20 protein-coding genes are annotated in these 26,113 nt (G+C 64.6%); 7 read left to right on the forward strand and 13 right to left on the reverse strand.

The window, feature by feature from the left end; translation table 11 throughout:
- Window positions 1-165: 165 nt before the first annotated feature.
- Complete coding sequence (locus ACNEOT_RS09040; RefSeq protein WP_415973532.1) at window positions 166-1,053, forward strand: glycine betaine ABC transporter substrate-binding protein; 888 nt, start codon at window positions 166-168, stop codon at window positions 1,051-1,053.
- Here the strand turns inward: ACNEOT_RS09040 and ACNEOT_RS09045 are convergent.
- The 3 genes from ACNEOT_RS09045 to ACNEOT_RS09055 are packed head-to-tail and all read right to left on the reverse strand — an operon-like array spanning window position 1,009 to window position 4,370.
- Window positions 1,009-1,965 carry an alpha/beta hydrolase gene (locus ACNEOT_RS09045; RefSeq protein ID WP_415973533.1) on the reverse strand — a complete coding sequence of 319 codons (957 nt, stop codon included), beginning with the start codon at window positions 1,963-1,965 and terminating at the stop codon, window positions 1,009-1,011. The genes ACNEOT_RS09040 and ACNEOT_RS09045 overlap by 45 nt on opposite strands.
- Window positions 1,966-1,974: 9 nt before the next feature.
- Window positions 1,975-2,808, reverse strand: coding sequence for an SDR family NAD(P)-dependent oxidoreductase (locus tag ACNEOT_RS09050; RefSeq protein WP_415973534.1), 834 nt, complete (start codon window positions 2,806-2,808; stop codon window positions 1,975-1,977).
- Window positions 2,805-4,370 carry a flavin-containing monooxygenase gene (locus ACNEOT_RS09055; RefSeq protein WP_415973535.1) on the reverse strand — a complete coding sequence of 522 codons (1,566 nt, stop codon included), beginning with the start codon at window positions 4,368-4,370 and terminating at the stop codon, window positions 2,805-2,807. The genes ACNEOT_RS09050 and ACNEOT_RS09055 overlap by 4 nt, the downstream gene beginning before the upstream one ends.
- A gap of 69 nt (window positions 4,371-4,439) precedes the next feature.
- On the opposite strand from ACNEOT_RS09055, the gene ACNEOT_RS09060 reads away from it, so the two are divergent.
- Window positions 4,440-5,087 carry a TetR/AcrR family transcriptional regulator gene (locus ACNEOT_RS09060; RefSeq protein WP_415973536.1) on the forward strand — a complete coding sequence of 216 codons (648 nt, stop codon included), beginning with the start codon at window positions 4,440-4,442 and terminating at the stop codon, window positions 5,085-5,087.
- A 237-nt stretch (window positions 5,088-5,324) separates the two neighbouring features.
- On the opposite strand, the gene ACNEOT_RS09065 is transcribed toward ACNEOT_RS09060, so the two are convergent.
- The 8 genes from ACNEOT_RS09065 to ACNEOT_RS09100 form a co-directional block, all read right to left on the reverse strand.
- Complete coding sequence (locus tag ACNEOT_RS09065) at window positions 5,325-9,131, reverse strand: multifunctional oxoglutarate decarboxylase/oxoglutarate dehydrogenase thiamine pyrophosphate-binding subunit/dihydrolipoyllysine-residue succinyltransferase subunit (RefSeq protein WP_415973537.1); 3,807 nt, start codon at window positions 9,129-9,131, stop codon at window positions 5,325-5,327.
- Between the two features lie 110 nt (window positions 9,132-9,241).
- Window positions 9,242-12,979: an ABC transporter ATP-binding protein gene (locus ACNEOT_RS09070; protein WP_415973713.1), complete on the reverse strand. Its 3,738-nt coding sequence runs from the start codon at window positions 12,977-12,979 to the stop codon at window positions 9,242-9,244.
- 224 nt (window positions 12,980-13,203) lie between these two features.
- The gene (locus ACNEOT_RS09075; protein WP_415973538.1) at window positions 13,204-13,974 is read right to left on the reverse strand and encodes an ABC transporter permease; all 771 of its coding nucleotides are present in this window, start codon (window positions 13,972-13,974) and stop codon (window positions 13,204-13,206) included.
- Window positions 13,971-15,026 (reverse strand): ABC transporter ATP-binding protein, encoded by a 1,056-nt coding sequence (locus ACNEOT_RS09080; protein WP_415973539.1) that lies wholly within the window; start codon window positions 15,024-15,026, stop codon window positions 13,971-13,973. Before ACNEOT_RS09080 ends, ACNEOT_RS09075 begins: the two co-directional genes overlap by 4 nt.
- A 121-nt stretch (window positions 15,027-15,147) precedes the next feature.
- Entirely contained in the window at window positions 15,148-15,987 is an 840-nt protein-coding gene (locus ACNEOT_RS09085) for an LLM class F420-dependent oxidoreductase (protein WP_415973540.1), read from the reverse strand.
- A 44-nt stretch (window positions 15,988-16,031) separates the two neighbouring features.
- Window positions 16,032-16,751, reverse strand: a complete 720-nt coding sequence (locus ACNEOT_RS09090) for a hypothetical protein (protein WP_415973541.1) — start codon at window positions 16,749-16,751, stop codon at window positions 16,032-16,034.
- Window positions 16,752-16,781: 30 nt separating this feature from the next.
- Window positions 16,782-17,798, reverse strand: coding sequence for a glutathione S-transferase family protein (locus tag ACNEOT_RS09095; protein ID WP_415973542.1), 1,017 nt, complete (start codon window positions 17,796-17,798; stop codon window positions 16,782-16,784).
- Window positions 17,799-17,853: 55 nt separating this feature from the next.
- Entirely contained in the window at window positions 17,854-18,606 is a 753-nt protein-coding gene (locus ACNEOT_RS09100; protein WP_415973543.1) for a GNAT family N-acetyltransferase, read from the reverse strand.
- Window positions 18,607-18,780: 174 nt separating this feature from the next.
- On the opposite strand from ACNEOT_RS09100, the gene ACNEOT_RS09105 reads away from it, so the two are divergent.
- The 3 genes from ACNEOT_RS09105 (at window position 18,781) to ACNEOT_RS09115 (ending at window position 21,517) form a co-directional block, all read left to right on the forward strand.
- Window positions 18,781-18,984, forward strand: a complete 204-nt coding sequence (locus ACNEOT_RS09105; protein WP_008714360.1) for a cold-shock protein — start codon at window positions 18,781-18,783, stop codon at window positions 18,982-18,984.
- A 434-nt stretch (window positions 18,985-19,418) separates the two neighbouring features.
- Window positions 19,419-20,003: a PadR family transcriptional regulator gene (locus ACNEOT_RS09110; protein WP_415973544.1), complete on the forward strand. Its 585-nt coding sequence runs from the start codon at window positions 19,419-19,421 to the stop codon at window positions 20,001-20,003.
- Between the two features lie 59 nt (window positions 20,004-20,062).
- Entirely contained in the window at window positions 20,063-21,517 is a 1,455-nt protein-coding gene (locus tag ACNEOT_RS09115; RefSeq protein WP_415973545.1) for a DHA2 family efflux MFS transporter permease subunit, read from the forward strand.
- Between the two features lie 99 nt (window positions 21,518-21,616).
- Here the strand turns inward: ACNEOT_RS09115 and ACNEOT_RS09120 are convergent, their stop codons facing one another.
- On the reverse strand, window positions 21,617-22,762 hold the full coding sequence (locus tag ACNEOT_RS09120; protein WP_415973546.1) for an acyl-CoA dehydrogenase family protein: 1,146 nt from the start codon (window positions 22,760-22,762) through the stop codon (window positions 21,617-21,619).
- An 89-nt stretch (window positions 22,763-22,851) separates the two neighbouring features.
- On the opposite strand from ACNEOT_RS09120, the gene ACNEOT_RS09125 reads away from it, so the two are divergent.
- The gene (locus ACNEOT_RS09125) at window positions 22,852-23,643 is read left to right on the forward strand and encodes an enoyl-CoA hydratase/isomerase family protein (protein ID WP_415973547.1); all 792 of its coding nucleotides are present in this window, start codon (window positions 22,852-22,854) and stop codon (window positions 23,641-23,643) included.
- Between the two features lie 10 nt (window positions 23,644-23,653).
- Window positions 23,654-24,595 carry an adenosine deaminase gene (locus ACNEOT_RS09130; RefSeq protein WP_415973548.1) on the forward strand — a complete coding sequence of 314 codons (942 nt, stop codon included), beginning with the start codon at window positions 23,654-23,656 and terminating at the stop codon, window positions 24,593-24,595.
- Between the two features lies 1 nt (window position 24,596).
- On the opposite strand, the gene ACNEOT_RS09135 is transcribed toward ACNEOT_RS09130, so the two are convergent.
- Window positions 24,597-26,084 (reverse strand): molybdopterin-dependent oxidoreductase, encoded by a 1,488-nt coding sequence (locus ACNEOT_RS09135; RefSeq protein ID WP_415973549.1) that lies wholly within the window; start codon window positions 26,082-26,084, stop codon window positions 24,597-24,599.
- Window positions 26,085-26,113: the final 29 nt, after the last annotated feature.

The raw sequence follows: 26,113 nt of genomic DNA on the forward strand, positions 1-26,113 counted from the left end.
CCACCCGCGCTGCGGGGGCATCGAAGGAGCCAGGACTCGGGCTGCTCGGGATGGTAGTCGAAGCCGGCCTGCACATAAGGTTGGTTCCGCTACCGTCTCGTTCGCACTAGTGCCCCGCGGCCCGGATCGGTAAACCACATGAGCAGTGAACAGGAGAAATTGACAATGCGTTCGTCGGTTCTGGCATCGATCCTGACGATATCGATCGCCGGTCTCCTCGGCGGTTGCAGCGCGGGCGCGTCGACCGACCCTGCTCCCACACCCGTTGTCGTCGGAGCAGGCAGCTCGGACATCTCCCGCGTGCTCTCACAGATCTACGCCGGGGGACTGCGATCGACCGGAGTCACCGTCGAGGTGAAGGACGGACTGGGAGATCGGCCCGATTACCTCGCAGCGCTCGACCGGGGAGAGGTGACGATGGTCCCTGATCTGACCGGAGACCTGCTGCGCACCTTCGACACTCTGTCATCGGCAACCGAGGCCGAGAACGTGTTCACCGAACTGAACCGATCACTGCCGGCCGGACTGTCGGTGGGGGACTACGCGACGGCCGAGGACCGGCTGGCAATCGCAGTTGCTCCTGATGCGTCGGCAGCCGACGGAGAGACGGTGACCGACTTTCTCCTCCGGGGCGAGAGCACAGTGGGCTTTGTCGACGGCCAAGTCGATCCGATGGACGTGATTACGGAAGGCACGAGGAGTCCCACGTTCACGGGGGCGTCGTTCACCGATTTCGCTCCGTACTTCGACGGGCAGGCGGCCGTCGACGGGTTGAACGCGGGAGAGGTGGCTGCTCTCGCGATTCGGACCGCGTCGTTCGGTCCACTCGCGAAAGATCTGACGACTCTGCCCGACGACGACAGTGTGTATCCGGCGCAGAACGTGGTCCCGCTGTATCGCAACGGTCTGCTGAGCGAGAGTGCGCTGAAGTCCTTCTCGGTGGTGGCGGGGGAGCTGACGACAGCGGACCTCGCCGACATGATCGGCGAGGTCCGCGGTGGTGCTGCGTCAGGCGAGGTCGCCGGTCGCTGGCTCGGTGAGCACAACCTCTGAGGTTGCATCCGTGCGAGTGGTTCTGACCTTGCGGCCGAGGTACGAGCCCATGTGGTGGACGGCCTGAGCCGCCTCCCGCAATATCGACGCCTGCAGGTGGGCCACGTGCCAGAGCTTCTTGTACTCCACGTGTTCGAGTTCGACTCCGGACAGGCGGAGCTTGTCGGCAAACGCGGTGATCTGCGCGTACAGCACCTCGTCGGTGCCCACGTGCATGACGATCGGGGGCAGTCCGTCCAGGTTCCCCAACAGTGGGGCGAAGCCCTGGTCCAGTGGATCGCCCGCGCCCAGATATGCGTCGGCCGAGCTGTACGACCACCCGGTGTTGACGACCAGATCGCGATCCTTGGCGGCGTCGCGCGCGCCGGGATCGACCCAGGGTGAGATCAGGCCGAGGGCAGCCGGGCTGGTGCCGTCGTCCACCAGACGCCGGGCAGTGGCAACCGTCAGCCCGCCGCCGGCCGAATCACCTGCGATGGCGATGCGATCCGGGGTGAATCCGTGCAGTCGAACCAACTCACGGAACGCCGCCACGGCGTCGTCCAGAGCGGCCGGGTACGGGTTCTCCGGTGCCAACCGGTAATCGAGAACGTAGACGGCGCTGGCCGATTCGCGAGCGAGATGCGCGGCCAGTGACCGGTGCGTGTTGATCGACCCGATCGTGTACGCACCGCCATGCAGGTACAGAATCGCGGTGTCGCGTTCGGTTGCTCCGACGGTGATGCGCTCGACGCGTCGGCCCGCAAGCGTCAGTTTCTGCGCGACGGTTCCATGCGGAAGCGTCTGCAGCGGAGCCCCGGCTTCGAGGATCAGCCGCTGCGTCCGAAACGACAGCTTCGCATTGAGCGCGACGCGGTAGAACGGCTTCAGTGCGGCCGCGACGATCGGCAGGGGAACGTAGAAGGACTTCACCGGGTACCCCTACTTCTTCGCGCGCGGCAGCGCGCGCTTGGACACCGCAGCGATCAGACCCTGGTACCGCGAACCGGTGATCCGCTGCAGCAGATCGAGGGCGATGGCGTCGGATCCGATGAGTACTCGGCCCTTGCCCTTCTCGACGCCCTTGAGGATGGTCTTGGCCGCGTCGATCGGGGTGGTCTTGGCGAGCTTCTTGTCGAAGAACTTGGCCACGTCCGCCTGGTCGAAGTTCTCGGCGACGGTGGCGTTGCGGGCAATGGCGGTCTTGATGCCACCGGGATGCACCACGGTCACCTTCACCGGTGCCTTCGAGATCAGCATCTCCATTCGCAGTGATTCGCTGAACCCGCGGACGGCGAACTTCGCTGCGTTGTACGCGGACTGAGACGGCATCGCCAGTAGACCGAAGAGGCTGGAGATGTTGATGATGTGGCCGTCGCCGGAGGCCTGGATGTGCGGCAGAAAAGCCTTGGTGCCGTTGACGACTCCCCAGAAATCGACGTCGACGATGCGCTCGATGTCCTTGAAGGAGGACTTGTCGACGTCACCGTGGTACGCAATGCCTGCGTTGTTGTAGATCTGGTTGACCTTGCCGAAATGCGCGACGACGGCTTCGGCGTAATCCAGCACGGTCTCACGCTGGGAAACATCGAGGAAATCCGACTTGACCTCGGCGCCCAATGCCTCGACCCGGCGGACGGTCTCGTCGAGTCCGTTGGTGTCGACGTCGGACAGTGCCAGCTTCGCTCCGCGTCCGGCCAGTTCGAGGGCCAGTGCGCGGCCGATTCCCGAGCCGGCACCGGTGACGACGGCTACCTTGCCTGTGAATGTGCTCATCGAGCAACCACCTTGTCTGTGTTGTTGCCGGCGTTCGCCGAGGTTCCGGAGGTGAGATCTGCACTGGCGACGCTACGGTACGCATCCAGATCGAACTGCTTGGTGATTCTGCGGAACTCGAATGTGAAGCCCGGCCAGAGGGTCGTGTTGTTGCCGTGCTTGTCGAGGTACCAGCTGGCACAACCGCCGTTCATCCACACACTCTTCGAGAGCTGATCCTGCAGCGTCACGTTGTACTCGTCCTGCACGTCCTTGCGCACCTCGATCACGCCGATGTCGTGCTTGTCGATCGTGTTCAGCGCGTCGACCAGGTAGTTGATCTGCGATTCGATCATGAACACCATCGAGGTGTGGCCCAGGCCGGTGTTGGGGCCCACCAGGAAGAACATGTTGGGGAAGTTCGCGACCGCCGCGCCCTTGTAGCCCTGCTGGCCGCCGTCCTCGAACGTTTGGGCCAGCGTGCGGCCGTCCTTGCCGGTGATGCCGTGGTAAGCGGGGGAGTCGGTGACGTGGAAGCCCGTTGCGACGACGAGTGCATCGATGGGGCGCTCGGTGCCGTCCTTGGAGACGATGGATCCTTCGCGGATCTCCTCGATGCCGTCGGTGACGAGATCGACGTTGCTCTGAGCGAGCGCGGGGTAGTACGCATTCGAGATCAGCATGCGCTTGCAGCCGATACGGAAGTTCGGGGTTACCTTGGCGCGCAACGCCTTGTCCTTGATCTGGGTGCGCAGGTGGTTTTCCGACGCCCACTGCAGCGGCTTCATGAATGCCGGAGCCTTGGCCAGTCCGACGACCTGCGTCTCACGCATCGCGTAGATGCCGGCGCGCGAGAGGCGCTGGAATCCGGGAACATGCTTGAAGGCGAACCGCTCGAGCTTGGTGTACGGGCGGTCGGCGCGGGGGAGGATCCATGGTGCGGTGCGCTGGTACACGTCGAGGTGCTCCACCTGGCCTGCGATGGCGGGCACGATCTGAATGGCCGACGCTCCGGTGCCGATCACGGCGACGCGCTTGCCTGCGAGCGAGACGTCGTGGTTCCACTGGGCCGAGTGGAAGACGTCGCCCTTGAAGTCGTGAATACCCTTGATGTCGGGCAGGTTCGGTTCACACAACGCGCCGACGGCCGAGACGACGATCTTCGCGGTGTAGTTGCCGGAGGTGGTCTCGACATCCCAGCGGCTGGTCTCTGCGTTCCATCGAGCGGAGGTCACATCCGTGCCGAAGACGTGCTTGTCCATCACGCCGTACTTGCGCGCCACCCCGGCGATGTACTTCTGGATCTCGGGCTGGGTGGAGAACGAGCGCGTCCAGTCGGGGTTCAGGGCGAACGAGTAGGAGTACAGGTGCGACGGCACGTCGCAGGCAGCACCGGGGTAGGTGTTGTCGCGCCAGGTGCCGCCGACGTCATGGCCGCGTTCGATGACGACGAAGTCCTTCTTGCCTGCCTTCGTCAGCTTGATCGCGGCACCGAGGCCGGCGAATCCGCTGCCGATGATCAGCGTATCGACGTGACGCGGCGTCGTTGCGCGGTCCGAAGTATCTGTTACGGGAAGACTCATGTAAGGCAGCGTAGAAGCTTATTGAGTGTGAGTCAATAGTTATTGACTAACATTCAGTAGAGTGGTTGCATGGCGTTCGTGAACAGCCCCGGCACATCGACCACGAAGAGGACCAGACTCAGTCCGCAGCAACGCCGAGCCCAACTGATCGAGCTCGGCACCGAGATGCTCGCCGACCGCCCCCTCGAACAGATCTCCGTCGAGGACATCGCAGACCAAGCCGGCGTCTCCCGAGGTCTACTGTTCCACTATTTCGCCTCCAAGCAGGAGTTTCACTTGGAAATAGTTCGCGAGGCCTCCCGGTCGATGATCGAACGCACCAGCCCCGATCCCGATCTCGACCCCCTCGAAGTATTGCGTGACTCCATCGCCAACTACGTCGACTACGTCAGCGAGAAGCGCGACACCTTCATCTCCCTGCTCCGAGGCACCGCGAGCGGAGATCCCCTCATGCGCGAGGTATTCGAGCAGACTCGCACCACCATGGCCGAGCGCACCCTCGTCCAACTCGCCGGACTGAACATGGATGTCACGCCCACCATCGACTTGGCCGTCCGGGGCTGGATCGCTTTCGTGGAGGAAGCCACCATCACCTGGCTCCGAGATCCCCACATCAGCCGCGACGAATTGATCGACCTCAATGTCAACGCGCTGCCCGCCGTCGCCCTGGCACCGGGAATGATCACCGCACTGCTCGGAGTCGACGCCGACACCTGAGCGCGCGCCCGCCCCCGCCCCTCCACCCTCGCCCGCCCCCTACCGCGTCAATGGACCCTTGCACCGCCCAGACGTATGCAAAGGTCCATTCACGCAGCTGCTGACTCTGCGTGAATGGACCCTTGCACCGGTCAGACGTATGCAGTGGTCCATTGACGCGGAACGGGGGAGCCCAGGAACGACGACAGCGGCCCACCCCCGGAAGGAGTGGGCCGCTGTCGCTACCGAACTACTTGACTAGCCTTCGCCGACTGCGTTGAAGGCCTCGTCGATGATTTCGAGTTGCTCGACGGCGTGTACCTTGCTCGATCCCGAGGACGGGGCGGACATGGCGCGACGGGAGATGCGCTTGATGCCGACCAGCTTCTCGGGGACGAGCTCGGGTAGTGCGAGACCGAAGAACGGCCAGGCACCCTGATTGGCAGGCTCTTCCTGAACCCAGCGGAATTCCGTTGCGTTCGGGTAGCTTTCGAGTGCTTCCCGAATGCGGCGGACCGGAACCGGGTAGAGCTGCTCGATGCGGACGATGGCGACGTCGTCGCGGTTGTCCTTCTGCTTGCGAGCGAGGAGCTCGTAGTAGAGCTTGCCGCTGACCATCAGTACGCGCTTGACCGCACTGCGGTCGCCGGTGCCGGTGTCGTAGGTGGGCTCGTCGAACACCGAGTGGAACTTGCCGTCGGTGAAGTCCTCGATGTTGCTCACCGCTGCCTTGTTGCGCAGCATCGACTTCGGGGTGAAGACGATGAGCGGGCGACGGATGCCGTCACGCGCATGCCTGCGCAGCAGGTGGAAGTAGTTCGCGGGGGTCGAGGGGAGTGCGACGGTCATCGAACCCTCGGCGCACAACGTCAGGAAGCGTTCGATGCGTCCGGACGTGTGGTCGGGGCCCTGACCCTCGTGGCCGTGCGGCAGCAGCAGCACGACGTCGGAGAGCTGACCCCACTTGGCTTCACCGGAGGAGATGAACTCGTCGATGATGGACTGCGCGCCGTTGACGAAGTCGCCGAACTGCGCTTCCCACATCACGAGTGCGTCCGGGTTACCCACCGAGTAGCCGTACTCGAAGCCGACGGCCGCGAATTCGCTCAGCGCGGAGTCGTAGACCATGAACTTGCCGGGGTTGTCGCTGCCGATGTTCTGCAGCGGCGTGTACTCGCCACCGGTCTTCCGGTCGATGATCACCGAGTGCCGCTGGGTGAAGGTGCCGCGTCGCGTGTCCTGGCCGGAGAAGCGAATATTGCGTCCCTCGTCCACGAGCGATCCGAGTGCGAGCAATTCGCCGAAGGCCCAGTCGACCTTGCCCTCGTACGACATCTCACGACGCTTCTCGAGCACCGGCTTGACGCGCGGGTGCACGTTGAAGCCGTCGGGGACGTTCAGGTGCGCGTCACCGATGCGATGCAGAACCGACTTGTCGACGGCCGTGGTGAGCTTGGCCGGCAACTGCTGGTCGAGTTCGACGGACTCGCTGGGCTCCGGGGTGTACTTCTCGAGTTCGCGCACCTCGTTGAAGACGCGTTCGAGTTGGCCCTGGTAGTCGCGGAGTGCGTCCTCGGCTTCCTTGAGCGAGATGTCGCCGCGGCCGATCAGCGATTCGGTGTAGCTCTTGCGGACGCTGCGCTTGGTGTCGATCACGTCGTACATCGCCGGCTGGGTCATCGAGGGGTCGTCGCCCTCGTTGTGACCACGACGGCGGTAGCAGATCATGTCGATGACGACGTCCTTGTGGAACTTCTGACGGAAGTCCACCGCGAGCTGAGCAACCCAGGCGCATGCCTCGGGGTCGTCGCCGTTGACGTGGAAGATCGGCGCGGCGATCATCTTCGCCACATCGGTGCAGTACTCGGACGAACGCGAGAACTCCGGTGAGGTGGTGAATCCGACCTGGTTGTTGACGACGATGTGCACGGTGCCGCCGGTGCGGTAGCCCCGCAGATCGGACAGGTTCAGTGTCTCGGCTACGACGCCCTGGCCTGCGAATGCGGCGTCTCCGTGCAGCATCAGCGGCAGGACGGAGTAGCCGCCCTGGCCGGTGCCCTTGTCCAGCAGGTCCTGCTTGGCGCGGACGAGGCCCTCGAGAACCGGGTCGACCGCTTCGAGGTGCGACGGGTTCGCGGTGAGCGAGACCTTGATGTCGTTGTCACCGAACATCTGGATGTAGGTGCCCTCGGCACCGAGGTGGTACTTCACGTCGCCGGAGCCGTGCGCGGCTGCCGGGTTCATGTTGCCCTCGAACTCGGTGAAGATCTTCGAGTAGGGCTTGCCGACGATGTTGGCGAGCACGTTCAGTCGGCCGCGGTGCGGCATACCGATGACGACCTCGTCGAGGGCGTATTCGGCGCTCTGGTCGATGACGGAGTCCATCATCGGGATGACGGACTCGGCACCTTCGAGCGAGAAGCGCTTCTGCCCGACGTACTTGGTCTGCAGGAACGTCTCGAACGCCTCGGCGGCATTGAGCTTGCTCAGAATGTACTTCTGTTGCGCCACAGTCGGTTTGACATGCTTGGCCTCGACGCGTTCCTGCAGCCACGAGACCTGCTCGGTCTCGAGGATGTGGGTGTACTCGACGCCCACGTGGCGGCAGTACGAGTCGCGCAGAACGCTCAGCACGTCCCGCAGCTTCATCTTGTCCTTGCCGTGGAATCCGCCGACCTTGAATTCACGGTCGAGGTCCCACAGCGTGAGGTCGTGGCTGATCACGTCGAGGTCCGGGTGCATCCGGAACTTGTCCTTGGTGAACTGCAACGGATCGGTGTCGGCCATCAGGTGTCCGCGGTTGCGGTACGCCGCGATGAGCTCGAGCACGCGAGTGTTCTTGTCGACCGTGCCCTCGGGCAGATCCTTGCGCCAGCGAATGGGCTCGTACGGGATCTTGAGCGAATGGAACAGCTCGTCGTAGAACTCGTCGCTGATCAGCAGATTGTGGATCGTCTTCAGGAAGTCGCCCGACTCCGCACCCTGAATGATGCGGTGGTCGTACGTCGAGGTCAGCGTCATGAGCTTGCCGACGCCGAACTCGGCGAGACGCTCGTCGCTGGCACCCTGGAATTCGGCTGGGTACTCCATCGCTCCGGCACCGATGATGGCGCCCTGCCCCTGCATCAGACGCGGCACCGAATGCACGGTTCCGATTCCGCCGGGGTTGGTCAGAGAGATGGTGACGCCCTGGAAGTCCTCACCGGTGAGCTTGCCGTCGCGGGCACGACGCACGATGTCCTCGTACGCGTTGTAGAACTGCGTGAACGTGAAGTCCTGCGTGTTCTTGATGGCAGCGACGACGAGGGAACGAGTGCCGTCCTTGCCGGGCAGGTCGATGGCGAGTCCGAGGTTGATCGCCGCCGGAGTGACGGCGTTTGGCTTGCCGTCGACCTCTGCGAAGTGGCGATTCATGTTCGGAAACGCCTTGACGGCCTGCACGATGGCGTAACCGAGCAGGTGCGTGAACGAGATCTTGCCGCCACGGGTACGAGCGAGATGGTTGTTGATGACGAGACGGTTGTCGACCATCAGCTTGGCTGGGATCGCACGCACGCTGGTCGCGGTCGGGATCTGCAACGAGGCGGACATGTTCCTCGCCACCGCCGCAGCAGCGCCGCGCAGGATCTTCGAGGACTCTTCACCGAACTCGGCTGCGGCGGGCTTCGCGGGAGCCGATTTGGCCGGAGCTGCCTTCTCGGCGGGCTTCGCTGCAGCGGCAGGCTTCGATGCCTCGGCCTTGGGGGCAGCGGCCTTGGGAGCGGCGGCTGCCGGAGCCGACTTGGGCGCTGCGGCCTTTGCGGCGGGCTTGGCAGCAGCAGACTTGGCTGGAGGAGCGGGCGCTGCGGGAGGAGCGGACTTGGTCGAGCTACCGTTCGTGGCTGCACCGTTGCCGGCAGCGCCGTTCGAGGCCGGGGTCTCGTCGGCCGCTGCGTCGGGATCGTAGTCGGTGAGGAACTCGTGCCAGCTCGCGTCGACGGAGGAAGGGTCCTGCTTGAATCGCTGGTACATCTCGTCGACCAGCCATTGATTCTGTCCGAATTGGGTAGTAGAGCTGCTGCTCACGGCAGTAGTTCGCCTCGTTTCTGTCTTCGTTCCCGTTCAGCGCGCGTACGTGTCCAGGCTAGACCTTTGGTCCAGCTCACGTGCGTCCGGGACGTAGCTGTGATATGTACTCACCGGTAACCATCGGCCTCGTTGCCGACGACACCGTGGACTATCGAAGTATTCCCCCGGTTCGTTTCCGCTGCAGCCCACAGCTGCGCGTAGAAGCCGCCTCGAGTGCGGAGCTCCGAATGTCGTCCGGTTTCCACGATACGGCCGTCGTCGACCACCACGATCAGATCTGCTCGCGCGGCGGTCGCCAATCGGTGAGCCACGACCACGGCGGTCCTGGTGCGCGCGACGGCATTGCCGGCCGCAAGTACCGTCCGCTCGGTCGCCGGATCGAGTGTGGCGGTGGCCTCGTCGAGCAGGAGCAGGTCGGGGTCGACCAGCTCGGCTCGCGCCAGCGCGATCAGCTGTCGTTGACCCGCGGACAACCCTTGCCCACGCTCGCCGACGGGTTGATGCATACCGCCGCGAAGTGCAGCGATGGTGCCCAGAGCCCCCACCGATCGAGCCGCGTTCTCGATGTCGGCGCGGCTGGCGTCGGGCCTGCCGTAGGCGATGTTCGACGCGACAGTTCCGGTGAACAGGTGCGCTTCCTGCGGTACTACGCCGAGTCGGTGCCGGTAGTCCGAGAGGCGATAGTCACGCAGATCGTGGCCGCCTACTCGCACCGATCCTGAGGTCGGATCGTAGAAGCGGGCCAGCAGTTTCACCACTGTGGATTTGCCTGCGCCGGTGCGTCCGACCAGCGCGACGGTGGTGCCGGCCGGGATGGTGAGATTTACCTCACGAAGGGCGTCGGACTGCGCTCCGGCGTATCGGAACCCGACGTCGACGAGGTCGATATCGGCGTGCAGGCGTCCGCCCGGAAGTGCGGTGCTGTCCGCGGCGGTCGTGGTTTCTATGGAACTGGTGGTGCGGAGAAGATCCCCGATACGGCCGACACCGACTCGTGCCTGTTGGTAGCCGTCGAACACCTGCGAGAGCTGCTGGATCGGTCCGAAGAGCAGCCCGAGGTAGAGCACGAACGCCACGAGGGTGCCCGCGGTGGTGGTGCCCGTGGCGATCTGATGGGCACCGACGAACACCACGACGGCCAGTGCGATGTCGGAGAGCAATGTGATGAGAGGGAAGAACACCGAGATCGCGGTCTGCGATCGCATCCGGCTCACCCGATAGCGGTCGGAACGTTCGGCGAACCGGGATGCGGCGTATTCCTCGCGGCGGTACGCCTGCGCGGCGCGCAAGCCCGTGACGTTCTCCTGAAAGTCGGCGTTGACGATCGAGATGCGCTCGCGGGATGTCGAGTACGCCGCCGAGGACACGCGCCGAAAGATCACGGTGGCCACGGCGAGAGGCGGCACGACCGCAAGTGCGACCAGTCCGAGCACCGGATCGGTGACGAGCAGTGCAGCCGCAATGCCGACGACCGTCAGCACACTCACCACGGCCGTCGATGCGCCGGTTTGGATGAACGACGACAGAGCGTCGACGTCGGTAGTCATCCGGGTCATGATGCGGCCCGACAGCTCGCGTTCGTAGTAGTCGAGGCCGAGCCGCTGTATGTGGGCGTAGCTGCGAACGCGCAGACCGAAGAGCACTCGTTCACCTGCCCGCGCGGTGATGACCGTCGTCCAGCAGACGACGAACCAACTCGCCGCCGCCAGCACCACGCCGATCGAGGTGGCTACCCACAAGGTGTTCGAGTCTCCGCGCGCCACTCCGCTGTCCACCGCGTATCGAACGAGTGAGGGGAAGGCGATGGAGGCCAGCGAATCCAGTGCCAGGAGTACCACCACGGCTGCCAGCAGCAGTCGCACCGGGCTGAGCAGCCTCGACAACCGGAACTCCGGGTCGGGCCGACGCAGCTCGGATCCCGATGCGCCCGGATCCTCGGTCGCCGGAGGCAGGGCCGCGACCGCTGCGGAGATGGCGGGGGTCGGTGCAAGCGAGCCGAACGCCCCTGCCATCGCAGCTCCGTGCCCACCTCCGCCTCCGGCCGATGGTGCTGCCGCTGCGCCGGGCTCGACTGTCGATTCCGGCGCGGTGTCGGGCCAGAGCGCATCGGAGGACGGGTTCGCGATGGGCTCGGGATCGGCGTCGTCGTCGTTCGGTTCGCCGTCCCCGCCGGCCAACAGGGCCCGGAACAACGGGCAACGCCGATCGAGTTCGTCGACCGTGCCGGTGTCGATGATGCGGCCGTTGTCCAGCACCGCGACGCGGTCTGCCAAGGTCAAGGTCGAGCGGCGATGAGCGAGAACGAGAGTCGCGCGCGTCCGGACGCCACGCAGTGCGTCGAAGATCGCGGCTTCGGTCTCGGCGTCCACCGCAGAGGTGGCGTCGTCCAGGATCAGAATCCGCGGTTCGACCAGGAGCGCTCGGGCCAATGCGATGCGTTGGCGCTGACCTCCGGACAAGGTGAGCCCACGTTCACCGACGAGGCTGTCGTAGCCCTCCGGCAGTGCGTCGATGAACGTCGACGCCTGCGCCAGCCGCGCTGCGTGCTCGATCTCGTCCGCCGTGGCATCGGGCTTGCCGAGAGCGATGTTGGCGGCGATGGTGTCCGAGAACAGGAACGGCTCGTCGAACACCAGCGAGACCGCCTCGCGCAGCGACGTGGAGTCCAGGTCGTCGATGTCGACGAGGGTGTCGTCGGAGGTCAACGCGATCTGACCTGCGGCGGGGCGGTAGAAGCGGGGGAGCAGTAGAGCGAGCGCCGTCTTTCCCGATCCGGCGTGCCCCACGACGGCGACCGTCTCCCCGGGCGAGATCGTCAGATTCAGACCGGTGAGGACGTCTCGCTCGGGCTCGAACCCGAACCTCACCTCGGAGAGACGGACTCCGAGTGGGCCGTCGGGCAATGCAACGGGCCGCGCTGGTTCCGGATCGGACGGCTCGGTGTCGACCACCTCGTAGACGCGCTCGACGGCAGCGCGGGAGAGCTGGGCCATGATCACCACGGACGAAACAGTGCGGGTGACTGCGGACAATGTTGCGACATAGGTGGCGAAGGCCAGGAACGTGCCGATGGTGATGTGGCCCTGCAAGGCGAGATAGCCGCCGAGGGCGATGACTCCGACGAGCCCGAGTTGGGGGATGGTGGCCATCGACGGGGCGAAGCGCGAGTTGATCTTTGCCGACCGCATGCGCTCGGCGAACAGCGTGCGGCCCAGTGCTTCGATGCGATCGACCGCGCGGGCTTCCTGTCCGAAGCCCTTGACGACTCGGACGCCGGTGACGGTTTCCTCGACGTGCTGAGCCAGATCGGCAGCGCGTTGCTGCGCGGACCAGGTGGCAGCGAAGAGGGTAGGCCGTATCCGATAGACGACGATGCTCACTGCCGGAACGATGAGCACCGCGACAACGGTGAGCAGCGGCGACAGATATGCCATCACCCCAAGGGCCAGCACGAACTGCAGGACGGCTCCGGCCGACAGCGGCACCATCGCCAGCAGTCCCTGCACCAGTTGCAGATCGGTGATCGATCTCGACACGACCTGGCCGGTGCGGATCTCGTCCTGCTTGCGCCCGTCGAGTCGCTGTAGCGAGGCGAGCAGATCGAGGCGCAGATCGTGTTGGACGTCGATCGAGAGCCGACCGGCGAGCATGCGTCGACCGAATTGGCAGGCGAAGCGCACCAGACCCAACAGCGCGATGGCGGCGGCCACTTTCGCGATCGTCTCGCCCTTACCTGCGGTGGCGTCGTCGATCGCCAACCTGGTGAGCAGCGGGAACGAGATGTCGATGACGGCGGCGATCATCGTCACGCCCAGCGCGCCGAGTGCCGTACGTCGATGCAGCATGCACTGCGCGACCAGACGCCTGATCCACCCACGCGGGGTGCCCGACGCAGGTTCTGCGCTGCCCCGCCCTGCCGAGTTCCGTTCGGGTGCCGCCGCGCGGTCTTTCACCGAATTACTGTGTGCCATCGGTTCACCACGGTAGACCCGACCACCGACAGGTTCGCCGTCGAACGCGTGAACGGCAAGTCATGGTCGTTCCGCAGGCTCCACTCCCGCCGCCGACCTCAGTCGATGTCACGGGTGCGGGCCAGGAACCAGCCGCCGCCGGTGAGGATCGCGGCCCACAGTGCGAGTCCGAGCGGTGCCCACGGCCAAGACGCCAGGTCTCCCGCGTCGTCGAGTTGAGTCGCCGCCATGGTCGGCAGAGTCAGGTTCGACGGCAGTGCCACTGCAACCGACCCGAGCCCGAGTCCGAACAGGATCAGGGAGAGCAGACCCTCTCCGAACGGCAGCCATGCGACCAGCACGATGGCGGCCCACGTCGGAGATTTGAGCAGCAGGCCAAGCCCTGCACCGATCATCGACCACAGCACGACGGCCAGCAGGCACGACGCGACCACACCGATGAACGGGCCGTCGAGCATCACGGTTCGGTCGTTGAAGATGAGCAGGCAGATCAGGCTGGCCAGCAGTACCACCAGGCCGTATCCGAGCCCGAACAGCGCGGTGACGATGAGCTTGGCCGCGATCACTCCGTCGCGGCCGCGGGCCGTCAAGAAGCTGGTGGTGATGGTCTTGTGACGGAATTCGGTCCCGGCGTTGACGGCTCCGAAGATGCCCGCGAACAGAATTGCGGCTCCGGCGGCGACGTACAGGCCGATCGAGGCAACCCCGCCCGAGATATCGAGGTCCTCCTCGAATTCGCCCAACTGGTTCGCGATCACCGAGGTGATGACGGATGCGAACACTCCGACGACGATCGGAGCGATCGCCAGTGCCCACCAGAACTTCAACGTCGTGACCTTGCGGATCTCCGACGTCAGCAGCGCGTTCATCGCGGACCCCCGTTCCAGTTCTGTGGCGGACCGTAATTGTGGGGCGGCGGACCGTACCCCTGCTGGTAGCCCTGTTGATAACCCGGCGGTGGCCCGTATCCCGGTGGCGGCCCGCCGTACGGGTTCTGTTGGACGGGTGGGGCGTTGTACTGCCCTGCCGTCATCGACAGGAACACCTGCTCGAGGTCGACGTGTTCGCTGGTGGTGCCGAACACCGTCACCGCGGCATCGGCCGCTGTGCGGGCGATGGTGGCCGCGTCGGTGCCTGCGACGCCGATGCGACCGTCGGGCAGCAACTGGGTGTCGTTGAAACCGTTCGACGCCAACGCGATGGCCAGCTTCGCCGGGTCCGAGGCAGCGACGAGCACGCGGCTCGGACGCGTAGATCGCAGTTGCGCAATGGAACCCTGGTAAATCAGCGACCCGGCGCTGACGATCACCAGATTGTCCACGGTCTGCTCGATCTCGCGCAGGATGTGACTCGACACCAGGACGGTTCGTCCCGAGGCGGCGAACGCCTTGAGGAAGTCGCGCAGCCAAGCGATCCCTTCGGGATCGAGACCGTTCGCGGGTTCGTCGAGAACGAGGATTTCCGGATCTCCCAGCAGTGCTGTCGCCAACGTCAGGCGCTGACGCATACCGAGGGAGAAGCCGCCTGCGGCGCGTTCGGCGGCATCACCGAGTCCGACGAGGTGGAGCACGTCGAGGGCGCGGCTGTCCGGCACTCCGATGGCGGCGGTGTAGATCTTCAGGTGGTGTGCGGCGCTGCGCTTGGGGTGCAGGCTCAGCGAGTCGAGAACAGCTCCGACGGTGCGGGCCGGATGGGTCGCCGACCGAAACGGAGCGCCGTTGACGAGGCCGACGCCCGAGGTGGGTTCCACGAGTCCGAGCAGCATGCGCAGCGTCGTCGATTTGCCTGATCCGTTGGGGCCGAGGAATCCGGTGACGGTTCCGCGGGGAACGGCGAAGCTCAGGTCCGAGACTGCGCGAACAGTGCCGAATTGCTTGGTCAGTGCGTGGGCTTCGAGCGCTGCTCCCGAGTAGCTGGTCATCTGTGCGCAATCCCCCTGGCCGTCGAACACGTCGTGTACCGGTTGCGCGCGGCAACCGGTACACGAGGCTACGGGGTGCGACCGACATCTGGCGCGACCACCGAGGTCGCGCCGAGCTGTCTCAGCGATGCAGTGCGGCTGCGATCTCTCGGTAGGTCTCGAGCGGATCGGCCGCGTCGGGTAGCGCGTGCAGCGTCACGTGCGACGCGCCCGCGGCGAGATGCTCGTTCAATCGGGCCGCGATCGCGTCGGCGGTACCGTGCGCCACCAGGGCGTCGATCAGTCGGTCGCTGCCGCCGTCGCCGATTTCCTCGTCGGAGTACCCGAGTCGGTTCAGATTGTTGGTGTAGTTACGCAGGTGCAGGTACGGGTTGTTGACCGGTGGCCGGCCGATCGAGCGCGCCTTCTCGGGATCCGATTCGAGCACCACTTTGTGCTCGGGTGCCAGAATTTTGTTCGGTCCCAATGCTTCTCGTGCTTCGCGGGTGTGTTCGGGGGTGGTCAGGTACGGATGCGCACCTGCGGTGCGGTCGGCCGCCAAGGCCAGCACCTTCGGGCCGAGAGCGGCGAGGACGCGTCGCTCCACCGGTACCCCGGCCTCGTCGAGATCGTCGAGATACGCCACCAAGGCGTCGTACGGTTTGGTGTACTCCTGCGTCGCCTCGGGGTGGCCCGCGCCGATTCCGAGGACGAATCGCCCCGGATGCTTCTTCTCCAACCGGTGATACGACGCGGCGACGTCGGCGGCTGCGTCCGACCAGATGTTGACGATGCCGGTGGCGACGACGACCGTGTCGGTGGCGTCGAGAATGTCCTCGGTGGTGGTCAGATCTGCAGGTGGCGAGCCGCCGAGCCAGATCGTGCCGTACCCGAAGGATTCGATAGCCCGCGAGAGTTCTGGAGTAAATGCCGAGTGCAGTCGCCAGACGCCGTACTTGCCGAGATCAGGTGTTGGGGTCATGTCGAGTGTCAACGCTGAGTACGCCCGATGATTCCGTGAAGCCGTCATTCGTCCGGTTCGATGATGCGATTCTCCGGGAACCGGGCAGGCGGCGGACCGAACGCCTCGCGGGCGTTCTTGATGACGCCCTTGCCGACGACGCGATTGCCCGCGCCACCGATCGCCGCGCCGATTCCGGCGGGGAGCATCTTGCCGACCAGCAGCGCGCTGCGCTTGGCGAGGTACTTGGTGATGAACTTCTTCACCAGCGACTTGTTCATGCTGGCCATCGAGCCGCCGGGAATGCGGGAGGTGATCAGCGGTCCCCAGTTCTTCGCTGTCTTGCCCACCGTCCGTTGGACGATCTGCATGCCCGACTCGCCGAGCGCGACCGACAGCACCAGGGCGCGTCGTTGCTGATGGTTTTCGACGGGAATGCCGTGCACGGACGCGACCGAGAGTGTCAGCAACGCCGAGGACTCGATGAAGAATGCCGTTTCGGCACCGACCGCGGCGAGCGAGACGACTGTCCCGATCCCAGGGACTGCCGCTGCGCCGCCCACGGCCGAACCGCTGCCCGTCACCGCCAGCAGGAATCGCTTCTCGAGGCGTTCGATGATTTGGGCCGGTGTGTCGTACGGGTGTGCTCGACGCACGTGCGCGACGTACTTGTCGACTGCAGGTCCCTGTAGGCGGCTGGCGTTGTCGAGGATGTTGACCAGTGCGCGTTCGAGCTTGCCTCCGTTCGAGACCTCGACCTGTGCGTTGTCCTTCTTGCCCGCCATGGGTCCTCTTTCCTGTCGAGAGTTCGTCGGTCAGTGCACCCAGTGAGCGGCTGGAACGAGCTCGTCGGGCCTCGGCGGCGGAGGAGCGGTGCCGTCGCCGAAGGGGGAGCCTCCCAGGGTTTCGCGGCCGTGGGGTTCGAGCCAGCCTGCCAGGTCCGGGCCCGTGGGCACGATGCCCGACGGGTTGATGTCGCGGTGCACCTCGTAGTAGTGCCGCTTGATGTGGTCGAAGTCGACGGTGTCGCCGAATCCGGGGGTCTGGAACAGATCGCGTGCGTAGTTCCAGAGCACCGGCATCTCGCTGAGCTTGCTTCGATTGCATTTGAAGTGGCCGTGATAAACGGGGTCGAACCGGACCAGGGTGGTGAACAGGCGAACGTCGGCCTCGGTGATGTGGTCTCCGACCAGGTAGCGCTGCGTGGACAGGCGTTCGACGAGCCAGTCGAGGCGGGCGAACAGTCGGTCGTAGGCCTTGTCGTACGCCTCCTGTGAACCGGCGAAGCCGCAGCGGTAGACGCCGTTGTTGACGTCCCGGAACACCAGGTCCGCCACCTCGTCTATCTCGCCGCGCAAGGCCTCGGGATACAGATCCGGGGCTCCGTCGCGGTGGTATTGCGTCCACTCGGTGGAGAAGTCGAGGGTCATCTGCGGGTAGTCGTTGGTGACCACCTGGCCGGTGGGGACGTCCACGATCGCGGGGACGGTGATTCCACGTTCGTAGTCGGGGAATCGCGCGAAGTAGGCGTCCTGCAGCCGAGGGATCTGCAGTACGGAGTCGACGCCGCCCGGCTCTTCCTGGAAGTTCCAACTGCGCGGGTCGTGGGTGGGTCCGGGAATGCCAAGGGACAGAACATCTTCGAGGCCGAGGAGCCGGCGAACGATGATGGACCGATGAGCCCACGGGCAGGCACGCGCGGCGATCAGTCGATACCGCCCCGGTTCCACCGGGTAGCCGTCTCGGCCGTCCTCGGTGATTCGTGTCGGAATGTAGTTCGTGTCGCGCGTGAATTCCTTGCCCGGTTCCACGTAGGCGGCATCGTCGGCCATGCTGTCACTCCTCGTTTCGATCTGTTCTCTCGACGCTACCCAGTCGGCGCCGTCCTCAACCTCGATCGGCGCGGAGCACAGCGGTGTGACACGCACCGATCTCCACATAACCCAACCGCGCGGCGAGGCGTCGAGCAACGGCGTTCTCCGGTCGAGATCGCCACTGTGGGATCAGGCCGTCGTCGATCGCGTCGTTGGTCGCCAGCCGGCCGACCACCTGGGCGTGGCCCCGTCGGCGATGGTCCGGGTCCGTCAGCACACGCATGTCGGCCAGGATCAATTGTTGTTCGGAGTAGCCCGCCGATGCGAGGGAGTGCGCCGAATCTGCGGGTCGGTCGTCGCCGAGCAGCGTGAACCAGTTGCGCGAGACCGGTTCGCCGAATGCCTCGGCAACGTCGGCGTCGCTGCAGTGCGCCGCGAGGTTGCGTGCGTGCACTGCATCGTGGGAGATCAGGGGGTCGTGTACGTCGATGGTGTGCCCGATCTCGGCCCCGTAGGCCAGCGTGTGAGTGCCGATCTCGTAGTGCTCCGCGCGTTCTCCCAGCAGCGACGAGATCCACGTTCGGTCGGCGCTCGCCTGGCCGGTGGTCGTACGCGAGGCGTCGATGGCCCAGGACGGGCCGACAACCAGGGTGGTCGCGGCAAGCCGCAGCACGGTGATGTCTTCGGTGGTGCCGAGATGTTCGACGCGTTCGGCGTCGGTGTCGAGGGCGCGATCGTCCATCTGCAACCGTCGACACCAGGCCAGGCGCACGATATCGAGTCGGTGGGGGTCGAACGAGCCGGCATCGATAAGGGGGAGATCCACGTCTGAAACCCTAGCTACAGAGACGCTGGGCGACTTCCTGGTTTCACCGTCCAGAAGCAATCTTTCGAACTTTTTCGCCCCCGGTGTTTCGCTCAGCGCCAATAGATGGCAGACTCGCATTTGAGATTAGAGCTTCGACGTGAAGATCTAGCTCGCTTACAGAAGGTTTACAGAATGACGCAGGGCAGTGTGAAGTGGTTCAACGGCGAAAAGGGCTTCGGCTTCATCGAGCAGGATGGTGGCGGACCGGACGTTTTCGTTCATTACTCGGAGATTCAGGGTAGCGGCTTCAAGTCGCTCGACGAGGGCCAGCGCGTGGAGTTCGAGGTGGGCCAGGGTCAGAAGGGCCCCCAGGCTACCGGCGTCCGCGCCATCTGATTCAAGCTTCGTAACCCGATTTCTCCTGGTGGAGTGACCTTCTCGAAGTAAATTCCACCAGAAACTCGGTGACAAGGCCGGATACACGGAAGAAATTCCGAGTATCCGGTCTTCGTCTGTTTTACCAGGGATATCGACCTGAGGTCGGTGTCCCTTCGGCGTTCGTGCAGAGAAGTCAACCTCGATCGAGGTCCATCTGCGGCATCGCTACTGCGATTTCTGTCCACTATTGGGTTCCGCGGGCGGTTTCCCGCCGCAGCGAACCAATTGTGGACACCCACGGCACCTGCCGACGATTGTTCGAGACGCTGTGCGCTGTTTGTCCGATTGATCCCCTGGTGAGAGCTATGTCCCGGTTGCTCTTCGCCTGACCGTGGGCATATATTCCAGCTGGAATAATTCGATCGGAATATGTGGGTTCGGGGTGAGCTTCGATGCGTTCTGGCACGGTCAACCCACTGGGGGTCTCGGTTCTGGCCCTGTTGTCGGAGGGGCCGATGCATCCCTACGAGATGTATCAACTCCTGCTGGCACGCAAGGAAGATCGCATCGTCAAGATTCGGCCCGGCTCGCTCTATCACGCTGTGGGCAGGCTCCACGAGCAAGAACTCGTCACCGAGGTGGGCACAGATCGCGGTGGCAACCGTCCGGAGCGCACGACGTACGACATCACTCCCGCCGGTCGACGGGTTCTCACCGATCGACTTGCCGAAATCCTCCGCACCCCGGTGCGTGAATATCCGCAGTTCACGCTCGGCCTGTCGGAGATGCACAACCTGGCAGCATCGCAGGCGATCGCATTGTTGCGCGCACGGATCGAGGATCTGACGCGGGAGATCGACGAGTTGGCCGGCTATCAGCAGCTGGCGGCCGATCGTGAAGTCTCCGAAATCTACTGGGCCGGAATCGACTACACCCATCACATGCTGTCGGCCGAAGTGAGTTGGCTGACGAGCTATCTGGAGCGGATCGACAGCGGGGAGCTCCCGTGGCCGCACCATATTTCCGCACACCACTAGACGCTGCAGAACGCAGCGGACCAACGCAACCCCGAGGTTTCGGGGAAGGAGAGTCAGACATGAGCGCCGTCGATACTGTTGCGCAGCAACGAGAGATCAGGCCGTGGCCCGCTTTGTGGGCGTTGTGCCTCGGCTTCTTCATGATTCTGGTGGACACCACCATCGTGGCCGTCGCTCAGCCGGCCATCCTTGCCGGCTTGAACACCGACATCAACAACGTCATTTGGGTCACCAGTGCATATTTGCTGGCCTACGCGGTGCCGCTGCTCGTGACCGGGCGTCTGGGTGACAAGTTCGGTCCCAGGAATCTGTACATCGCCGGGCTGGTGCTCTTCACTCTCGCGTCGGCATGGTGTGGGCTCTCCGGGTCCATCGAGATGCTGATCGCGGCACGCGCTGTGCAGGGCCTCGGCGCTGCGATGATCACCCCGCAGACCATGGCTGTGATCACCCGGGTGTTCCCCGCCGAGAAGCGCGGAACGGCCATGGGTGCATGGGGAGCCGTCGCGGGAGTGGCAACACTCGTCGGCCCCATTCTCGGTGGCGTTCTCGTCGACTCGCTCGGGTGGGAGTGGATCTTCTTCATCAACCTGCCGGTGGGTGTTCTCGCAATTGCGTTGGCGCTGAGGTTCGTTCCTGTTCTGCCCACACACGATCACAAGTTCGATCTGCTCGGTGTCGCGCTCAGCGCCATCGGATTGTTCTGCATCGTGTTCGGTATTCAGGAGGGGCAGAAGTACGACTGGGGGACGGGCATCTGGATTCTCATCGGCTCCGGAGTGCTCGTCTTCGCCGGGTTCGTCTACTGGCAGGCCGTGAACAAGAGCGAACCGCTGGTGCCGTTGGCTCTGTTCCGCGACCGTAACTTCTCGCTGTCCAACGTCGGTATCGCAGCAATGGGTTTCGCGATGTCCGGCATGATGCTGCCGATCATGTTCTACGCGCAGAGCGTCACCGGGCTCACTCCCACCCGTTCGGCGTTGCTGTTCGTGCCGATGGCCCTGCTGACCGGACTGCTCGCACCGAACATCGGCAAACTCGTCGACAAGACCCATCCGCGCTACATCGCCGGTTCGGGTCTGTTCATCCTGGCCGCCGCGTTGCTGTGGTTCGCCTACGAAATGACGCCCACCACCGCGATGTGGAAGCTGTTGCTCCCGGTCGCGGCAATGGGAGTGGCGAATGCGTTGATCTGGTCTCCGCTCGCGGCCACGGCGACGCGCAATCTGCCGATGAGCCAGGCAGGCGCAGGCTCGGGGATCTACAACACCACCCGCATGATCGGGTCGGTACTCGGTAGTGCGGGCATCGGCGCGCTCATCCAGTCTCGTCTGGCCGCCGAATTGCCTACCGGCGGATCGGCTTCGGGCGCAAACGAATTCGCCGGTCGAGTGCCCGAGATGCTACGTGACGGCTTCACCACGGCAATGGCGCAGTCGCTGATCCTACCCGCCGTCGTGCTGATCGTCGGAATGATCGCAGTCTGCTTCTACGCCAGGCCTGCGTTCGAATAAGTGCCTGCGGCAGTGGTGCGGCTCCGGACTTTGGTCGCTCCGCAGGCTCCGCTTCTGTGTGCCCTCCAGGGCACCTGAACACACCACTGCCGCAGGCACTCACAGTCCCAGATCGCGGCCGATGAGTTCCTTCATGATTTCGTTCGATCCGGCCCAGATCTTGGTCACCCGAGCGTCTTTCCAGGCCCGCGCGGCGCGGTATTCGTTCATGAATCCGTAGCCGCCGTGCAGCTGCACGCAGTGATCGAGGATTTCGTTCTGCACCTGCGAGCTCCACCACTTGGCCTTGGCGGCGTCGATGGCCGTCAATTCGCCGACGCCGTGCGCGGCGATGCAGTTGTCGATGTACGCCTGTGCCACATCGAGTTTGGTGACGAGCTCGGCGAGCAGGAACTTGTTCCACTGCAGCGAGCCGATCTGCTGGCCGAATGCCTTGCGGTCCTTGGCGTACTGCAGCGTCTCTTCGAGGATGGGGCGGACGTGTCCGAGGTTGGCCACCGAGCAGCTGATGCGCTCCTGGGGGAGTAGCTGCATCATGTGAATGAAGCCGCCGTCGAATTCGCCGATCATGTTGGAGCTCGGCACGCGCACGTTCTCGAAGAACAGCTCGGCGGTGTCGGATTCGGGCTGACCGACCTTGTCGAGCTTGCGTCCGCGGGAGAATCCTTCGGTGCCGTTCTCGACGGCGAAGAGCGTGATGCCCTTGGCCTTCTTCTCCGGCGTGGTGCGGGTGGCGACGATGACGAGATCGGCGGAGTTGCCGTTGGTGATGAACGTCTTGGAGCCGTTGATGATGAAGTCGTCGCCATCCTTGACGGCAGTGGTCTTCAGCGCGGCCAGGTCGGAGCCGCCGGACGGTTCGGTCATCGCGATGGCGGTGAGGATCTCGCCGCTGCAGAAGCCGGGCAGCCAGCGCTTCTTCTGTTCCTCAGTCGTGAGCTTGACCAAGTAGGGCGCGACGATGTCGACGTGGATACCGAAGCACGACGCCACCGCGGCACTCGAGCGGGAGAGTTCCTCCCCGAGGACGGCGTTGAATCGATAGTCCTCGGCTCCGCTGCCGCCGTACTCCTCCGGTACCTCGAGTCCGAGGAACCCGTTGCGTCCTGCTTCGAGCCAGATCTCGCGGTCGATGTACCGCTGTTCGACGAGCTTTTCCTCGACCGGTGCGATGGTTCGGGTGACGAACTCGCGAACCGATGCGCGGAAGTCTTCGTGATCGGACTCGAACAGGCTGCGCTTCACTTACTTGTTCCTCTCGGTAACGGCTAGTTGTCTGCAAACAATACTCGTTGGTAACAACCGTCCCGGACGGGTGTGGCACTATGCGAAGCATGGCTGACGCACCCACTTCGCTCGTTCGATCGACCACTGCGGCCGGCGCCGAGGTCGCTGTCCTGACGTTCGATCACGGCCCTCTCAATCTCTTCGATCAGGCCATGTTCGACGCGGTGGCCGCTGATGTTGCCGATCTCGTTGCGAACCCGCCGCGTGCGGTGCTGCTGCGCGCCGAGGGCAAGGTGAACTCGGCGGGGGTCGACGTGCACGTGTTCGAGGGACTGTCCGCTGCGCAGGGCGCCGATCTGTGGCGGGGATTGTTCGCAGACATCGCTCATCCACTCGAGGCGCTGCCCTGCCCGGTGATCTACGCCGCGCACGGTTTGACGCTCACCGCGGCATTCGAGATCTCATTGGCCTGCGACATCATTCTCGCCGGACCCAAGGCCAAGTTCGGTCTGGTCGAAACCGTCGTCGGGTTGACGCCCTCGATGGGCGGGCCGCAGCGCCTGGCCGAGCGGGCCGGCTCGGGTCGTGCTCGCGAGCTCGTGATGACCGGAGACCTCTACGACGCGCAGACGCTGAAGGAGTGGGGCGTTGTCAATCAGATCCACGACGATGTCGACGCCGCGGCGCTCGCGCTGACGCATCGACTGGCCGACGGCCCCACCGTCGCGCATGCAGCGACGAAAAAGATTGTGGCAGCGTGGCGTTCGGGTGGTGTGGCTCATGCGGACGAGATCACCTCGGAGGTCTCCGGAGCTCTGTTCGAGACCGAGGATCTGCGCGGAGCGGTACAGAGCTTCCTCGCGGTCGGTCCGGGGAAGGCGACGTACACGGGCAAGTAGCATCGGGTGAGTGAGTAACGATCAACTGGCCGAATTGCATCTGCACATCGAAGGGTCGCTGGAACCCCAGCTGATCTTCGATCTTGCCGAGCGCAACGCAATCGCCCTGCCGTACAACGACATCGACGAGCTGCGTGCGAAATACGAGTTCACCGACCTGCAGTCCTTCCTGGACCTGTACTACGCGAACATGGCCGTGCTGCAGACCGCCGAGGATTTCGTCGATCTCGCCCGGGCCTACTTCCGCCGCACGGCGCAGGCGGGGGTGACGCATGCGGAGATCTTCTTCGATCCGCAGGCGCACACCGAGCGCGGTGTACCGCTTCAGGCCGTCGTCGAGGGATTGGCCGACGCCTGCGCGTCCAGTGAGCGCGAATTCGGCGTCACCAGTGGTTTGATCGCGTCGATCCTGCGCGACAAGCCGGTGCTGCACGCCAATCAACTGCTCGACGACCTGTTGGCCATGAAGGCTCCGATCATCGGGCTGGGTCTCGATTCCGCCGAGGTGGGCTATCCACCGTCGCTGTTCGTCGACGTGTTCGCCAAGGCGCGTGCCGAGGGGCTGCACGTGGTCGCGCACGCCGGTGAGGAGGGCCCGCCCGACTACATCTGGCAGGCACTGGATTTGCTGAAGGTCGAGCGTATCGACCACGGGGTGCGGTGCCTGGAGGACGAGGCGCTGGTGAATCGGCTTGTCGAGGAACAGATTCCGCTCACCGTGTGTCCGCTGTCCAACGTCCGGCTCAAGGTGATCGACACCGTGGAACAGCTACCGCTGCGGCAGATGCTCGAGCGGGGACTTCTCGTGTCGATCAATTCCGACGACCCTGCCTACTTCGGCGGCTACGTCGACGACAATTTCACCGCGCTGGAAAAGGGTATGGGTCTGACTGCGGACGAGCGACAGCAGTTGGCGGAGAATTCGGTTCGCGCCAGCTTCGCGACTACCTGAATCAGTTCGCCGTCACCGAGATCTTCGGGTAGCCGGTGGCTCCGTCGGGGACGGTGTCGGCGGTCTTGTTGGTCTGCAGCTCGCCGGCGGAGTTGGTGGCGCGGGCTCGGATCGAGTGTTGACCGGCGGGCAGGTCGAGCTCGACGGTCCATTGCCGCCAGGTGTCCTCGGAGTACTCCTCGGACAGTGTGGCCTGCACCCAGTTGCCCTCGTCCACTTGCACTTCCACGGCGTCGATACCGGTGTGCTGGTCCCAGGCAACGCCCGCGATCACCGTCCGCCCGGCGGGCACGGAACTGCCCGAACGTGGCGTGTCGATTCTCGAAGCCGTCTTGATCGGACCGAGTGCGCCCCAGCCGCGGTCGGTCCAATAAGCGGTAACTCGGTCGAATCGGGTGATCTCGATGTCGGTGACCCATTTGGTCGCCGAGACGTACCCGTACAGGCCGGGGACGACGAGCCGCGCCGGGTAGCCGTGCTCGACGGGCAGCGGTGCGCCGTTCATGCCGACGGCCAGCAGGGCGTCGCGGCCGTCGAGCAGAACCTCGAGCGGGGTGCCTGCGGTGAACGCATCTTTGCTCGACGACAGCGCCATGTCGGCGTCGGGTGAGATGCCGGCTTCTTCGAGAATGTCTTTGAGCGGGTAGCCGATCCAGGTGGCGTTACCCACGAGGTCGCCGCCGACGATGTTGGATACGCATGTCAGAGTGACGGTTTTCTCCACGGCCTGACGCTGGGCCAGGTCGGCGAACGTCAACTCGATCTCGCGGTCCACCATGCCGTGAATCCGCAACGACCAGTCCTCCGAGGACACCCGCGGCACAACCAGTGCGGTGTCGATGCGGTAGAAGTCCTCGTTCGGCGTGATGTACGACGCGAGGCCGTCGATCTTCAGGTCCGCACCGTCCGGTATCGGGGGTTGCGGGGTCGGCGTGGGCAGCATGAAGCCGAGTCGATCCGCGGTGACTGCGCGGGCCGAGGTCAGCATCCGTCCTGCTGTTCCGGCAACGACGCCCAGTACCGCGGCACCGGCGGCGAGGGTGAGGAAGCTGCGTCGGTTCATGCCCTCGGTCGCAGGCGCGGCGGCGCCGATGAGTGCGTGCAGCACGACTATCCCGACGATGACGCCGCAGATGGTCGGGACTGCGTAGAAGGCCGTTGCGTCGGGTCGGGTGACTGCCGCGAGTACGCCGAGCACACCCAGGGCGGCGAACACCACCGCGCCGATCGGCTTGCGGGCGATTCCTGCTGCCGCGGCGATCGCTCCGATCACCACGGCCATGCCGACGAACAGGGCGAGCTTGTCGGAGGTGCCGAACGTGTCGATGGCCCACTCGCGGATCGGGGCCGGACTGTGGTCGACGGCCGAGGACCCGACGGCGGTCAGCGGTGAAGAGTTGGGTCCGATGGGGACGGCGATCAGTTCACCGACACCGAGGACCACTCCGGCGGCGATGATGCCGGACAGCGCGCGTTTTCCTGTGCTCACTCGCTCCAATGTAAGCGAGCGAAAGCACT

The sequence above is a fragment of the Rhodococcus sp. 077-4 genome, assembly GCF_047782425.1.
Lineage (GTDB): Bacteria > Actinomycetota > Actinomycetes > Mycobacteriales > Mycobacteriaceae > Rhodococcoides.